Below are 14,804 nucleotides of genomic sequence, written 5' to 3'. Positions count from 1 at the left end.
ACGGCAGTTGGCACTCGATCTGGGCTTCATTCCTGTCGTTCCTCCCAGGCAAACGCGGATGACGCCATGGGAGTACGACCGACAGATGTACAAACGTCGAAATGAGATCGAACGCCTCTTTCGCCGCCTCAAAGGCTATCGCCGGATCTTCTCTCGCTTCGAGAAACTCGACATGATGTTCATCGGTTTCATCACCTTCGCACTGATCGTCGATGGACTTCGTTTGTGTTAACACGCCCTAGTTCACGAAGCAAGAGCATCTTTCAGTGCTCTTGCCCGCCCCTTGCCCTGCGCTCCTCGGCACGGCCTCAAGGGGTGGGGAACCTTGATTCAGGCAATTGCTTCGCTCGGCCCTGCAATTGTCAGTCGCAAGCGATCCGTTTTACCCCCTCTCCCGCATGCGGGAGAGGGTTGGGCGGGGCCGGCCAACCGGTGAGGGTTAGCGTCTCAATCACCGACGTCCTTTTTCGGTCCACAACGGAAGGATTATTTCGGACATCATGCCCGCCCAAAAGAGCTAATTCGCAATGGATGCGCCGTCCCCTCACCCTACCCTCTCCCGCGCACGGGAGAGGGAGCAAGATCAGAAGGCCGCGGAGCAGGCCATGCGGGTGTAGCCGCGGAGCTGGCTTTGCCAGGCCGCTGGCTGCGTCCCCTCAGGGGGATGGCGCCATAGCGCCTCAGGGGGAGGCCATGTCTCCAGGCCGCTAGTGGCGTCCCCCTAGGGGGAAGGCGCGTCAGCGACTCAGGGGGGAGCCACAAAGCCTTTCAGGGGGAGCCACATGTCATGCGGTGTAGTCCCCACTAGCCTCCGGCTGAAATTCAATGGCGCGCACTTCCAGGGCCGATTCCTTGCCATCGGACACGTGCCAGCGCGCCACATCGCCCACTTTCAGGCCAAGCAGGCTCGTTCCCACGGGCGAGAGCACGGAAATCATGCCTGTGGCGGCGTCTGCATCGGGCGGATAACACAGTGTGATGCTGCGCTCTTCCCCTGTTGCCACCTCGAATACACGCAATTTGCTGTACATGGTGACGATATCAGGCCCGATTTCCTGCGCACACACCAGGTCCGCGTTGTCGATCGCCTCGCCAAGCTCTTCCGCCTGAGGCGCGCTGACGCTGCCGTACTGGCGCTTCAAAAGGTTATAGATGCGCACATGATCGAGCTCGGTCATGACGCGGCGGACAACTTGAACATTGGAAGTCATTGCCAATCTCCTATAGACGTGGAACAGCAGCGCAGGCGAGCGAAGCCCGACGATCTTGGGGGGAGGCGCTGAAGAGGGAGAGAGGAGCGATCGTCGGGCTCAGAGGGGTGCGGCCGAGTGGCGCATTCCTCGGGGCATGGAGGCCCCTTTGAGCAGATGACCGCAAAAGCGCGCGCGCAAAATGGCAACGCCGGCCGAAATGGCCGCCGTGCTCATAGGCAGTGCGCTCAGGGATTGCATAGGGCCATGATAGCGGCTGGAAGCGCAAAAGGCCAGCCGAGCGTTTTTTAGCCCGTAAACACGCTCCAAGAGCCTGCTCCAAGTCTCCTCGCGGTCCCATTGCGCCCGTTGCACGGCGCCCGAACAACCGCGTCTGCGGCGTTGCCTACGCCGGCCGCGAAAATACTCGCGATACTACGAGGTATCCCTGCGTTTTTCGTCGCATGGGCGCACCCCTTGGAGCCACAGCTTTTCGAACACAATGGCCCTCGCGCAGAGACTTGGAACAGGCTCTAATATCGCTCTGGCGCGTTTAAAGCGCTTTTTTGGGGACCCCCTACAAAATCTCTCGTGGATGCCGGGCGTTGGCATCCACGAGAGATTTTGTAGAGGGTCCCAAGCGCTTTTTCTACAATCACAGCATGACCTCCCCCCTTTCTCCCGGAGAAACCTCCGGAGCCGCCACCCCTGTGGAGGCTGCATCCAAGACCCGAGTACCCCTGAAGATTGAAGATTGGCTCACCGTCTTCATCATGGCCGCCCTGGCGTTGATCACCTTCGCCAACGTGCTGGTGCGCTACTTCACCAACGCCTCGTTTGCCTGGACGGAAGAAGTCTCGGTATTCCTGATGATCGTACTTTCCATGGTGGCCGGATCGGCCGCGGTGGCACGCAATCGGCACATTCGCATTGAATACTTCGCTGACTCCGGCCCTGCCAGCCGGCAGCGCGCGCTGGCCAAGTTTGGCGCTGCCATGGTGGCACTGTTGTTTGCGCTGATTGCGGCGCTTTCGGTTCGGATGGTGTGGGACGACATCCAATACGGAGAGACCTCCCCCGGTATTGGGGTGCCGCAGTGGTGGTATTCCATCTGGCTGCCCATCATCTCGGTTGCCATTACCTTGCGCGCGATTGGGTTGATGCTGCGCGGCGGCGTAGCCGCCACGGATGACCCCGCGCTGCCTACCTCGCCAGAAGTGCGCGCTGAGGAGCACGCACCATGATCGCTACCCTGCTCTTTGCCGCCTTCATCGCCATGATGCTGCTCGGCGTGCCGATTGGTGCGGCGCTTGGCCTGGCGGGCGCGGCAGCGATCGCGCTGGCCAATAGCGATGCTCAATGGTTTGGCTTGCTGGCCGTACCGCAGAATTTCTACGCAGGGCTTGGAAAGTACCCCTTGCTTGCCATTCCCATGTTCGTGCTGGTGGGCTCGATCTTCGATCGCTCCGGTGTGGCCCTGCGGCTTGTGAATTTCGCCGTGGCCATCGTCGGGCGTGGGCCGGGCATGCTGCCTCTGGTGGCTATTGCCGTGGCGATGTTTCTTGGTGGCATCTCGGGCTCCGGCCCCGCCAACGCGGCAGCAGTAGGCGCCGTGATGATCGCGGCCATGAACCGAGCTGGCTACCCTGCCAGCTACTCTGCCAGCGTGGTGGGAGCGGCAGCTTCTACTGACATCCTGATCCCACCTTCTGTGGCGTTCATCGTGTATTCGGTCCTGGTACCAGGCGCTTCCGTGCCTGCACTCTTCGCTGCCGGCATGATTCCGGGGATTCTGGCTGGCTTGGCACTGATCGTGCCGGCCGTGTGGCTTGCCAAACGGCACAACATGGGCGTTCTGGAAGCTGCGATGCCGCGCCCCCCGTTCTGGAAAAGCCTTCGCGAGGCCGTATGGGGCTTGGCGGCCCCCGTGCTGATACTTGGAGGCATGCGCGCCGGCTGGTTCACACCCACTGAAGCTGCCGTGGTTGCGGTCTTCTACGGACTGTTCGTGGGCATGGTGATCCACCGCACCATGGGCGTGCGCGATCTGTTTCCCATCCTGAAGGAATCAGGCGAGCTTTCGGCCGTGATTCTGCTGGTGGTTTCGCTGGCAGGCATCTTTGCTTACTCGTTGTCTACCCTGGGTGTCATCGATCCAATCACCAAAGCCATCCTGAATTCTGGCTTGGGCGAATACGGGGTACTTACGCTCCTGATTCTCCTGCTGATCACGGTGGGCATGTTCCTGGACGGAGTCTCCATCTTCCTGATTTTTGTTCCATTGCTGTGGCCCATCGTGGAGCACTACAAATGGGATCCAGTGTGGTTCGGGGTGCTGCTCACGTTGAAAGTGGCGCTTGGCCAATTTACACCGCCCCTGGCAGTGAATCTGATGGTGTCTTGCCGCATCGCCAATGTGCGCATGGAAGAAACCGTGCGCTGGGTTGGCCCGATGCTGCTCGCAATGGGCATGGTGATGGTGGCTGTCATCATCTGGCCGCAGTTGGCGCTCTGGCTGCCAGGCGTGCTGGGATACTAATAAAGAAAGAGCCTAACCGGCCGGCCTTCCGAGACGGCCCTCGATCGAGCATCCCCACCTACCGTGGGATGCCAAGATTTTTTTGATGAAGTTCCGAGTAATTTTTTAAAGGAGACCCAAACCATGATCAAGCTTCGACGCACCCTGCTGGCCCTAGCCACTGTCGCCACCGCCGTCACAGGCCTCGGCTTGTCTGCCCCCGCCGCTGCGCAGCAATACAAGAGCGAATACAAAATGTCGCTCGTTCTTGGCACCGCATTCCCTTGGGGCAAGGGCGGTGAGATCTGGGCCAACAAGGTCCGCGAGAAAACCAGCGGCCGTATCAATATCAAGCTTTACCCCGGCGTATCACTGCTACAAGGCGACCAGACGCGCGAGTTCTCCGCGCTTCGCCAAGGCGTGATCGACATGGCCATTGGCTCCACCATCAATTGGTCTCCACAGGTCAAGCAGTTGAACCTGTTCTCACTGCCCTTCCTGATGCCCGACTACGCTGCCGTGGATGCCCTCACGCAAGGTGAAGTCGGTAAAAGCATATTTCAGGTGATCGACAAAGCAGGTGTGCTGCCACTGGCTTGGGGAGAGAACGGCTACCGCGAAATCAGCAACTCCAAACACGCCATCAAGACACCGGCTGACCTCAAAGGCCTCAAGATTCGCGTCGTCGGCTCGCCACTGTTCCTGGAAACGTTCACTGCCCTGGGCGCCAATCCTACCCAGATGAGCTGGGCTGACGCGCAGCCTGCTCTGGCCAGCGGAGCGGTGGATGGTCAGGAAAACCCCTTGAGCATCTTTACCGCTTCCAAGCTGCAAACAGTGGGACAAAAGCACCTGACCATGTGGGGCTACGTAGCTGACCCGCTAATCTTCGTGGTCAACAAGGAAGTGTGGAATTCCTGGACTCCTGCTGACCGTGAGGCCGTTCGCCAAGCCGCGCTCGAAGCCGGAAAAGAGCAGCTCGCCTTGGCTCGCAAGGGCATGGTCGAACCCGGCCAACCCTTGCTCAAAGAGATTGAGGGCGCAGGCGTCACAGTGACCCGCCTGTCCGCCGCTGAACGTGATGCGTTCGTGAAGGCGACTCAACCCACTTACGCCAAATGGAAAGGCCAGATCGGTGCCGACCTGGTGGGCGCGGCTGAGAAAGCCATCGCGGCCCGTAAGAAGTAAGCTGGCATGCGTCTGCATGGGGGTACGAACCCATGCAGACAACCATTTCGTCGCGCATCGCGGTGGCCCGGCGTGTGGCACGCTGACCGCTCAGCCCGCAGGAAAAACTCATCGTGGTCGCGGGAACACGCAGTGCCAATCCGACCGAATTGGCGCAAGCGCTGAAGATCAATGTACGCACGTTCAAGACCTACAACCGGGAGCTTGTAGACCGCCCGCAAGTGGGTTCTCGGCAGCACATGATCGAGCGGCTGCTATCAGAGGAAACCGCGCGGCACGAACCGCTTACCAGGGTTCCGCTTGCCTTTTCCGAAGTTCCGGGTCAGGCTCGTCCGTAGTGACAAGAGGCCAAAACCATTGAGCCGCTCCGTCATTTGAAGGATGCATTTCCCGACACCGTTTTCCACAATAGAGCTGGATGTCTTCAGTCATAGGGAAATACAGTGTCCGCAGCTGTTTTGCGACTCTTACAAATTCTCTTATTCTCCTTAAGCGCTGTCGTAGCGGGGCCGTTGCATGCGGCGTGGAGTGTCGACCCATGGGATAGCACCCGTGGGGAGACTTCCATCATGGCCTACGATCAAGCTGGGACGGGCCTGCTGGTCGGTGAACGTTCGCTGACCAGCGGGGGCACCGTACACCGGGGCATCGTGCGGTTAGTCCTTCCCGCGCTTAGCCCTGCACCTGCAAGCGGATGGCAAAATTCTGATCGGTGGCCTGCTGGACTCGGTAGGAGGACAGGTCCGCAGCGGGCTGGCCCGCCTTGAGCCCACCGGCGCTCTCGATCCCAGCCTTGCCGTAGACACCAATTCGTCGATCTACCGGCTGCGCCCGCAGACCGCCACCACCGTGTTGTTGGCTGGCACTTTAGACCAATTCGGCGGCGCTCCTCATGAGCGCCTGGCGCGGCTTGATCTTTCCACGAATGATGTGGACGCCAGTTTCAACAACCTCAGTGTTTCGCATGCAGGCTATGTGGCATACGATGCTTTTCCGATCTCCTCATCTTCCGTGATGGTGGGTGGATGGTTCGCGCGTGTTGACCAGGCGCAGAGAAACGGGTTGGCTCTTATCATCGAGACGAATGGAACACCACAGGCCCCCCAGATTACCCAGGCAGTGCCCGGGAATTCTCAGATCGTGCTGACCATCACCCCGTCCGCAAACTTTGGCGATAGCCCCATCACGGGCTATGACGTGACCTGCACCCCCAATGGCCCGGGGTCCGCTGTCAGCGTGGTCAACGCGGCGAGCCCCGTGCTTGTAAGCGGCCTGACCAATGGTGCACCCTTCGATTGCGCCGCCCGCGCGGTCAACGTGCGCGGGTCTGGGCCAGCTTCAGCCGCCATCGAGGCCACACCCGCTGCGCAAGGGCCCACGCCGAGTCCTTCAGCAAGCGTCACAACAGTGCCCACACTCTCCGAGTGGGGCATGGTGATCCTGTGCCTGGGTTGCGCCGCCATCGGGCTCGGCACCCTGAGGCGGACGTCCCCGCACTAAGCCAGCATCAGGAACCTACACTACAGTCCGTTTTAGCGGAAACCTCTCGCTTGCCAGCACGCCGAAGCTGTGCCAACAATGGGGCTCCAACAAGGGGATTTAGTGGAAGAAGCCAAACTTTCGCTGGCAGTACAGAGCCGAGTGCAGCATGCGCTTTATGGCGCCGTAGGCAAGGACGACGCCTGGCCAGAGGCGCTGCGCGTACTAGCCGAACTCTTTGACGCCAGCTTTTCCATGCTGGTCGCAGCTGGTCAGGGCCAGCGCGATCAGAGTTTTTATGCCGCCTGGAACCACTCGGACGAGGCCGCCCGCGCCTATTCCGAGTATTGGTGGCAGCACGACGTCTGGCTTCAGCAGGGAACGGCTGACGGTCTATTCGTTCAGGGCAATATCGCCCGGGGCAGTGACATCGTGCCCTTGCCGGTGTTTCGCCAAAGCCGCTTCTATCAAGAATATTTGGCCCCACTTTCGACCGAGTACCTGCTGGTTTCGGCTGTCTCGGACGGCAGTGTGCCTGGGCTGGCACCCCCCTCTCACCTGAGTTTTTTCCGGCGGCCTGATCAACCCAATTTCGACGAAAACGATCTGGCCATCATGCGTTGGATCTTCCCGCATGTGGTGCGTGCTTTCGACTTGCACTGGACAACGCGCCGCCTGCAGGAGCAGGTGACATTGCTACACCGCTTTCTGGATGCACTGGACTTCGGCGTCGTCATGCTGGACCCGGCTGCCAGGGTGCTCTATGCCAACCAGGGAATACGAGCCATGTTGGCAGATCCAACGTCCGCGCGTTGGCTGGGTAGCTTGCCGGAACGTGTAGGCTCGCACGAACCACTAGGCCAGTTGGTGCATGCATGTGCCCGTGGACAGGGCGGTGGCACGGCCTTTGGTCATACGAACCCCAAGCTGATGGCACTCGCGCTGCCTGTCGAAGATCCATCCGGGCTGGAAGCTGGGAAGGTCCAGCCAGGGGCGTGCATGCTTCTCCTGGCAAGACACACCGAAGCGCCTCCAGCGGTATCCGATTTCGTCATGCGCATATTCGGCCTGAGCCCCGCAGAAGCCCGCCTGCTCCCCCTGCTACTACGAGGTTACGCGCCCACTGAAATCGCCTCAGAGCTGGGCGTAAAAATCAGCACCGTACGCTCTCAACTCTCCTCGATCTTCGCCAAAACCGGCTCTACACGCCAGCAGGATCTGATCCGACTGCTAGGTAGCGTGCCGCAGGTACGATCGCCCTAGAGAAACAGCATCGCCTGGGCCCCGCTCGCCTCTCCCCTGAGGCAAGGGAGAGAAGCCCCAAAAGGCCGCGAAGCCGGCCGCCCCTCGGGGCTGCCGCGGAGCTGGCTTTGCTAGGCCGCTGGCGGCGTCCCCCATGGGGGATGGCGCGCAAGCGCCTCAGGGGGTTCAATGCGCTAGGATTTTGCTGAGGAAATCCTTCGTACGAGGCTGGCGGTTTTCCGGATGATTGAAGAACTCATCCTTGGAGCAGTCTTCAAGGATCTTGCCGCCGACGTCAATGAAGATCACGCGGTTGGCCACCTTGCGTGCAAAGCCCATCTCGTGCGTGACCACCATCATGGTCATGCCCTCGTTAGCCAACCCAACCATTACATCGAGCACCTCGCCAACCATCTCAGGGTCAAGCGCTGAAGTGGGCTCATCAAACAGCATCACTCCAGGGTCCATGGAGAGGGCGCGCGCAATCGCCACCCGCTGCTGCTGGCCACCGGACAATTGGCCGGGAAATTTGTCCTTGTGGGCCATCAGGCCCACCCGGTCAAGCATTTTGAGACCGCGGACCTTGGCTTCATCAGGCTTGCGGCCCAGCACCTTGATCTGCGCAATGGTGAGGTTTTCCGTGACAGACAGGTGTGGAAACAGCTCAAAGTGCTGGAACACCATGCCTACCTTGCTGCGAAGCTTGGGAAGGTCGGTCTTGGGATCTGTCAGCGATGTGCCATTGACGATGATGTCGCCCTTTTGAATGGGCTCCAAGCCATTGACGGTCTTGATCAGAGTGGACTTGCCCGAGCCCGACGGGCCGCAGACCACCACGACATCACCTTTGGAGATATTGACCGCGCACTCATTGAGCACCTGCACGGGGCCATACCACTTGGAGACGTTCTTTACCTGGATCATGTAATCAGACATTTGAATCTCTCTTTCCGGTCAGCGAATGATGGCAATTTTCTTGTGCAAACGCTTGACCAACCAGGACAGCGCATAGCAGAGAATGAAGTAAAGCACGGCCGCCAGCAGGTACATCTCCACGGGGCGTCCCAGGTTTTTACCCGCAGTCTCGAAGCCTTTAAGCAGATCGTAGGCACCGATGGCATAGACCAGCGACGTATCTTGAAACAAGATGATGGTCTGGGTGAGCAGCACCGGAAGCATGTTGCGGAAAGCCTGAGGCAAGATCACCAGCTTCATGTTCTGACCGTAGGTCATGCCCATAGCTTGGCCGGCGAACACTTGCCCACGGGGAATGGACTGAATGCCCGCCCGCATGATCTCGCTGAAGTACGCCGCTTCGAAAGCCACGAAAGTGATGACAGCAGAGTATTCAGCGCCAATAGGCCTGCCGATCATGAAGGGCACCAGCAAGAAGAACCACAAGATGACCATCACCAGCGGGACGGAGCGCATGCCGTTGACGTAGATGGCCGCTGGAACATCCAGCCATTTCTTGCCAGACAGACGCATCAACGCCAGGATAGTGCCAAAAAAGATACCGCCGAGCGTGGCCACGATGGTCAGGATGAAGCTGAAATACAGCCCCTTCAGGATGAAGTTCTGGACTAAATCCCAATTGAAGATGGAGAAATCGAGATTCATGCTCAGTGCCCCCCACCCGTACCGGCAGCCACAAAGCCGGGAACTCTTGCTCGTTTTTCCACGTAGGCCATGATGCGGTTGATGATCATCGCCGAGATGACGTAGAGCACGGTGACTCCCAGATAGATCTCGATCGGACGCGAGGTTTCTTCACCGGCTTGCAACGCAAATTGTGTCAGTTCAGGAACGGACACCGCAAAGGCCACTGCGGAGTTCTTGAAGATGTTCATCGACTCGCTGGTAAGCGGAGGAATGATGATGCGGTAAGCCATGGGCAGGATCACATACCGGTAGTACTGCGGCGTGGTGAAACCCATCGCCATACCGGCATAACGCTGCCCTTTGGGTAAGGCCTGAATACCTGAGCGCACTTGCTCGGCAATACGCGCCGAAGTAAAGAGCCCCAGCGCCAACACCACCAGGATGAAGGGCGGAAAATCTCTCATTGCAGGAATCAACGCCGGAACGACGTGATACCAAAGAAAAACCTGCACCAGAAGCGGGATGTTTCGAAACAGCTCCACCCATGCATTGCCAAAGCGCACCAACCAGGGGTTATCTGGAAGCGTTCGAATGACACCAATGATGGAACCCACTAGCAGCGCGATAACCAGGGCCGTCAACGACACCCCTATCGTCCAGCCCCAAGCAGAAAACATCCAGTTGAGATAGGTTGGATCGCGTCCGGTGCCAAAGCACCCGGCAACCACATCGCCGCTCAGCGTATCCTGACAGAATACCTTCCAATCCATCGCGATTCCCCCTCAGCCTATTATCTTCACACCGAATGGCGCCCATGCGGCTAAGGCCAACTGGGCAATCCGTCTATGCACTCATCGTACGCCGCTTGTTCAAGAAAAAAAGCCCGCAGCATGCAGATTACGGGCTTTTTTTGTCACAAGCGGACTTCTGCTTATTTGGCTAAGAGCTTCGAACCATAAGCTTCTGCGGGCTTATCATTCGGTTGAGCCCAAGCCTGCTTGGTACTTTCGTTCAGCGGCATGTTCAAGGCTGTATTGGTGGGCGGGATCGGCTGCAAGAACCACTTGTCGTAGAGCTTGGCGAGCGAGCCGTCCTTGATCTGGCGCTTGATCGAATTGTCGAGCGCCTGCTTGAGCTTGGCGTCATCCTTGTTGAGCATGCATGCAATAGGCTCGAAGGAGATGGCTTCACCCACGATCGCGAAATCCTTGGGGTTGCGCGCCTTGGAGATATTGGCGGCCAGAATGGAGCCATCCATCACGAACGCATCAGCGCGGCCGGACTCCAGCAGCAGAAAGCTGTCTGCGTGGTCCTTGCCCTGCACCACCTTGAAGTCAACATTAGCACCACGCTCGTGACGCCGCAGATGCTGCACGGAAGTAGTGCCGGTGGTGGTGACAAGGGTCTTGCCATTCAGGTCCGCGACGGACTTGATGCCGGAATTGGCCTTGGTGGCGATGCGGACCTCATCGACGAAAGTGGTGACGGCGAAACCGGCATCTTTCTGACGCGCGGCGTTGTTGGTGGTGGAACCGCATTCGAAGTCAATGGTGCCGTTTTGTACCAAAGGCACACGGTTTTGTGACGTGATGAGCTGATAGTTGATCTTCAGGGTTGTGCCGAGCTGCTTGCCCAAGTCACCAATGATACGTTCAGCCATCTCGGTGTGGAAGCCAACGTACTTTCCGCCACCCAAGGTGAAGGCCAAACCAGAAGAATCACGCACGCCCAGGTTTACGGCTCCGCGGGCTTTGATTTTGGCCAGCGTATCCACTGATTGCGCCACAGCGCCACCAGCGATCAGAGAGAGCGCTACCAAAGCGAGAAGATGTTTTTTCATGCGGATGATCCTTTGAAAAAAGTTAAAGAAATGGCTGACGCCTTGAAAACGCAATTCTACGAACTGAGCGCTACACGTTAACCCCTATTCCGTACACGTGAGCCGAAAATTCGCCAAAAAGTTGACCTCAAGACACTGTGTTTACCCTAGCTTTTGGTATCAAGTTTCGTGCCAGCTCAGATCTTCATCAAAGTTTGTCTTGCGACCGTTCGGCGTTTTGCTGCAAGGCCCACATATCGGCGTAGCGCCCGCGAGCAGCCAGCAACTGAATGTGCGTGCCGCGCTCGATGATTCGCCCGTGCTCCATGACCAGAATCTGGTGGGCTTCAACCACGGTTGAAAGGCGGTGCGCGATCACCAGTGTGGTCTTGCCACGCGCGGCGTTTTGGATCTCCGCCTGGATCGCACGTTCGTTGTGGGAATCGAGCGCGCTGGTGGCTTCATCAAAAATCAGGATCGGAGGATCTTTCAGCAAGGTCCGGGCAATCGCTACGCGTTGCTTCTCACCGCCACTCAGTTTGAGTCCGCGCTCGCCCACCATGGTCTGGTAGCCCTTGGGGCTGCTGACGATGAAGTCGTGGATGTGAGCCGCGCGCGAGGCCTGCTCCACCTGTGCGTCGCTGGCCTGGGGTTGGCCGTAGCGGATGTTGTAGGCAATGGTGTCGTTGAACAGCACGGTGTCTTGCGGCACGATACCGATGGATCGGCGCACGCTGCCCTGTGTCACGCTGCGAATATCCTGGCCCGCAATCAAGATACGGCCGCCAGCCTGCATGCCATCCGATCCGAAGCCCGCCGGGCGGTCTACATCGTAGAAACGGTAGAGCAGCCGCGCCAAAGTCGATTTGCCAGAGCCGGAGGGTCCCACAACAGCCACTGTCTTGCCCGCGGGAATCTCGAAGCTCAAGTCGTGCAGGATGGGCCTGGCGGGTTCGTAGGCGAAATCGACGTGTTCGAACCGGACATCCACCGGCCCATGGGTCCTCAGGTCTTGCGCACCCGGTGCGTCCGCCACTTCGCGCTCGCGATCCATCAAAGTGAACATTTTCTCCAGATCGGTCAGGTTCTGCTTGATCTCGCGGTAGATCACACCCAGGAAGTTAAGCGGAATGTAGAGCTGAATCATGAAGGCGTTGACCATCACAAGATCGCCCAGGGTGAGCTTACCGTCGACCACGCCCTGAGTCGCCCGCCACAGCATGGCGATCAGACCGACTGCGATGATGATCTGCTGGCCGGTGTTAAGCAGAGAGAGGGTACTCTGGCTTTTCAGCCGCGCACTGCGCAACTTCTGCAGGCTCTCGTCGTAGCGCCGCGCTTCGAAGTTCTCGTTGTTGAAGTATTTGACGGTCTCGTAGTTCAGCAGCGAATCGATGGCTTTGCTGTGCGCTGCTGAATCAGACTCGTTGGCCAGGCGCCGGAACTGGGAGCGCCACTCGGTCACGGTCACAGTGAAGACAATGTAGACCCCCAGAGCCGCCAGCGTGATCCATGCAAACCATGGATCGAACTTGACCGCGAGGATGATCAGCACCATGCTCACTTCCACCAGAGTGGGCAAGATGGAATACAGCGTGTAGGAGATTAGGGATTCGATACCGCGCACGCCACGCTCGATATCCCGCGTCATGCCACCGGTCTGGCGCTCCAGATGAAAGCGCAAGCTCAAGGCGTGCAGATGCTCGAAAGTCTGCAGCGCAATCTGCCGCGAGGCACCTTGAGTGGCCTTGGAAAATACCAGCTCTCGCAATTCGGTGAAAAACGAGGTGAGCAGACGCAGGCCACCGTAGGCCAGCAGCAGCCCCGCAGGAACCACCAGCACGGCAGCCGGATCGCCAGGCTTGATGGTCATGCTGTCGACCAGGGTCTTGAGAAGAACCGGTACGCCCACGTTGGCGACCTTGGCCCCGATCACGAACAGAAAAGCGGCGCCCACGCGCCATTTGTACTCCCACAAATAAGGAAAAAGCCGAGCCAGCGTGCTCCAATCGGACTTCGGCTTGCCGCCGCCCTTCGTTGGTTCTTCTGCCCCGCGATGAGAAATTTGCTCGCCGCCTCCGCGCATGTTGGAAAATCGCCTTTCGTTTTGTTTTCTAGATGGTGTCCATGTCTCACATCACAAGCCCGACCACCACGCTTCTGCGTCCGCCCAATACCGAGCCTGTGCAGGGCGAGGCAGTGCAACTCCCCAGCGACCACGTCCTGGTGTTGAAGGTCATCCCCCTGCCGGGAGACGCCAACGCCAACGGAGACATTTTCGGCGGTTGGGTGATGGCCCAGGTTGATCTCGCGGGCTCGGTCCTGCCAGCTCGCTATGCCCAAGGGCGCATGGCCACCGTGGCCGTGAACCAGTTCATCTTCAAGCAGCCGGTTCGGGTGGGTGACATTCTTTCATTCCTCGCGAAGATGGAGCGCATCGGCCGCACTTCCATGACGGTCAACGTAGGAGTGTATGCAGAACGCTTCAACAACCAGGGGAGATACATCAAAGTCACCGAAGCGCAGCTCACCTATGTGGCGATCGATGACCAAGGCAAGCCTCGGGCCGTGCCAGTGAGCAACCTTTGATTTTGGAGCCGGAGTTGGGTGGCTGCGTGGGAGTTTTATTGTGCTCTACCGCTCACCCATCAACCGGGTGAGTCGGCGTTTCCAGAATCAATTGATAGAACGCCACATCCAGCCACTGCCCGAATTTGAAGCCCGCTTGCCGCACGGTACCTGCATGAGCGAAGCTTAAGCGTTCGTGCAAGGCAATGCTGCCTTTGTTGGCCGCATCGATGACGCCAATCATCACGTGCAGTTGCTGTGCGCGAGCGGCTTCGATGAGTTTCTCCATCAGCACAGGCCCCAAGCCCTGGCCTCGATGATCCTTGTGGACATAGACCGAATGCTCAACCGAGTATTTGTACGCTGGCCAAGCGCGAAAGGTGCCATAACTGGCGAAGCCCAGAAGAACTCCGTCTTCATCCACCGCACCAATGACCGGAAATCCCCCGGCAGCTTTCGCTGCAAACCATCCCTCCATGTTTTGCGACGTGCGAGGGTGGTAGTCGTACAGTGCAGTTGAGTTGGCAATCGCTTCGTTAAAGATGCTGAGGATCTCCTGTGCATGCTCGTCGTGAGTACAGGCTACGAATTTCACTTCAGACAGCGAACGCATCTAGAGACCTTTTTGCGATTTACGTGAATGCCGATCTAAACCTAAGCCGGGCGCCGTCATACCGGGGTAGGTGAGGCAGGCAGAACTACTTGACTTGAGAATGATACGTGGTGCTCATGCGGGCGCCATTGGCCTTCGCGCCAGGCCCGCATGCGGGCTGCAGGTTTTAACTTCCTCTCCCCCTGGGGATGGCGGCGGTTTTAACTCCCTCTCCCCCTGGGAGAGGGTAGGGGTGAGGGCAAGCGGCGGTTGATTTATGCGCTGCGGTGACTAATGGGCTTCTGCTCTGTTTTTTAGGTCGGAGGCCGGGATTGCGCCCGGCGGCGCAGTCCCTTTCTTTGCTCGCACAAAGCAAGTAACCAAAGAAATGCGACCCCACGTCCGTGTCCCTGCGCTGCGCTCCGGGCACCCTCCGGTGCTCGGTCAATGGGCGGTGCGGCAGAACTCACTTCTTTCGCTTCGCTCACTACGTTCAAACAGCTGCCGCAAGCTAGGGCGTGTTAACACAAACGAAGTCCATCGACGATCAGTGCGAAGGTGATGAAACCGATGAACATCATGTCGAGTTTCTCGAAGCGAGAGAAG

Annotated in this window: 14 protein-coding genes and 2 pseudogenes; 9 read left to right on the top strand and 7 right to left on the bottom strand. The window is 58.6% G+C overall.

What is annotated here, in order from left to right:
* Positions 1-232, top strand: a pseudogene (locus G518_RS0125590) (IS5-like element ISCARN85 family transposase); the annotation flags it as partial.
* A gap of 553 nt (positions 233-785) precedes the next feature.
* On the opposite strand, the gene rnk reads toward G518_RS0125590, so the two are convergent.
* A complete protein-coding gene (gene rnk, locus G518_RS0125585) occupies positions 786-1,211 on the bottom strand; it encodes a nucleoside diphosphate kinase regulator (RefSeq protein ID WP_028604923.1) in 426 nt (141 codons plus the stop codon).
* A 641-nt stretch (positions 1,212-1,852) separates the two neighbouring features.
* Between rnk and G518_RS36975 the strand changes: the two genes are divergently transcribed.
* The 7 genes and pseudogenes from G518_RS36975 to G518_RS0125550 all read left to right on the top strand — a co-directional run bounded on the left by G518_RS36975 (position 1,853) and on the right by G518_RS0125550 (position 7,638).
* Complete coding sequence (locus G518_RS36975) at positions 1,853-2,434, top strand: TRAP transporter small permease subunit (RefSeq protein ID WP_084652286.1); 582 nt, start codon at positions 1,853-1,855, stop codon at positions 2,432-2,434.
* A complete protein-coding gene (locus G518_RS0125570) occupies positions 2,431-3,729 on the top strand; it encodes a TRAP transporter large permease (protein WP_028604921.1) in 1,299 nt (432 codons plus the stop codon). Before G518_RS36975 ends, G518_RS0125570 begins: the two co-directional genes overlap by 4 nt.
* Before the next feature lie 126 nt (positions 3,730-3,855).
* Positions 3,856-4,896, top strand: coding sequence for a DctP family TRAP transporter solute-binding subunit (locus G518_RS0125565; RefSeq protein WP_028604920.1), 1,041 nt, complete (start codon positions 3,856-3,858; stop codon positions 4,894-4,896).
* A gap of 113 nt (positions 4,897-5,009) precedes the next feature.
* Positions 5,010-5,234: a hypothetical protein gene (locus G518_RS0125560; RefSeq protein ID WP_028604919.1), complete on the top strand. Its 225-nt coding sequence runs from the start codon at positions 5,010-5,012 to the stop codon at positions 5,232-5,234.
* 340 nt (positions 5,235-5,574) lie between these two features.
* Positions 5,575-5,676 (top strand): annotated as a pseudogene (locus G518_RS41575) (delta-60 repeat domain-containing protein); the annotation flags it as partial.
* 69 nt (positions 5,677-5,745) lie between these two features.
* Entirely contained in the window at positions 5,746-6,396 is a 651-nt protein-coding gene (locus G518_RS0125555; RefSeq protein ID WP_028604918.1) for an IPTL-CTERM sorting domain-containing protein, read from the top strand.
* 102 nt (positions 6,397-6,498) lie between these two features.
* Positions 6,499-7,638, top strand: coding sequence for a helix-turn-helix transcriptional regulator (locus G518_RS0125550; RefSeq protein WP_169458007.1), 1,140 nt, complete (start codon positions 6,499-6,501; stop codon positions 7,636-7,638).
* A gap of 165 nt (positions 7,639-7,803) precedes the next feature.
* Here the strand turns inward: G518_RS0125550 and G518_RS0125545 are convergent, their stop codons facing one another.
* From G518_RS0125545 to G518_RS0125520, 5 genes are all read right to left on the bottom strand, one after another.
* The gene (locus G518_RS0125545; RefSeq protein ID WP_028604916.1) at positions 7,804-8,541 is read right to left on the bottom strand and encodes an amino acid ABC transporter ATP-binding protein; all 738 of its coding nucleotides are present in this window, start codon (positions 8,539-8,541) and stop codon (positions 7,804-7,806) included.
* A gap of 30 nt (positions 8,542-8,571) precedes the next feature.
* Positions 8,572-9,237 (bottom strand): amino acid ABC transporter permease, encoded by a 666-nt coding sequence (locus G518_RS0125540; protein WP_036596150.1) that lies wholly within the window; start codon positions 9,235-9,237, stop codon positions 8,572-8,574.
* A gap of 2 nt (positions 9,238-9,239) precedes the next feature.
* Positions 9,240-9,995 carry an amino acid ABC transporter permease gene (locus G518_RS0125535; protein ID WP_028604914.1) on the bottom strand — a complete coding sequence of 252 codons (756 nt, stop codon included), beginning with the start codon at positions 9,993-9,995 and terminating at the stop codon, positions 9,240-9,242.
* A gap of 155 nt (positions 9,996-10,150) precedes the next feature.
* Positions 10,151-11,059: a transporter substrate-binding domain-containing protein gene (locus G518_RS0125530; protein ID WP_028604913.1), complete on the bottom strand. Its 909-nt coding sequence runs from the start codon at positions 11,057-11,059 to the stop codon at positions 10,151-10,153.
* A gap of 187 nt (positions 11,060-11,246) precedes the next feature.
* Complete coding sequence (locus G518_RS0125520; protein WP_028604912.1) at positions 11,247-13,124, bottom strand: ABCB family ABC transporter ATP-binding protein/permease; 1,878 nt, start codon at positions 13,122-13,124, stop codon at positions 11,247-11,249.
* 41 nt (positions 13,125-13,165) lie between these two features.
* Between G518_RS0125520 and G518_RS0125515 the strand changes: the two genes are divergently transcribed.
* Entirely contained in the window at positions 13,166-13,627 is a 462-nt protein-coding gene (locus G518_RS0125515; RefSeq protein ID WP_084652285.1) for an acyl-CoA thioesterase, read from the top strand.
* A gap of 52 nt (positions 13,628-13,679) precedes the next feature.
* On the opposite strand, the gene G518_RS0125510 is transcribed toward G518_RS0125515, so the two are convergent.
* The gene (locus G518_RS0125510; protein ID WP_211231767.1) at positions 13,680-14,219 is read right to left on the bottom strand and encodes a GNAT family N-acetyltransferase; all 540 of its coding nucleotides are present in this window, start codon (positions 14,217-14,219) and stop codon (positions 13,680-13,682) included.
* Between the last annotated feature and the right edge of the window lie 585 nt (positions 14,220-14,804).

This window comes from Ottowia thiooxydans DSM 14619 (assembly GCF_000422885.1).
GTDB classification, from domain to species: Bacteria; Pseudomonadota; Gammaproteobacteria; order Burkholderiales; family Burkholderiaceae_C; genus Ottowia; species Ottowia thiooxydans.
This window is presented reverse-complemented; position numbering and strand designations above follow the sequence as displayed.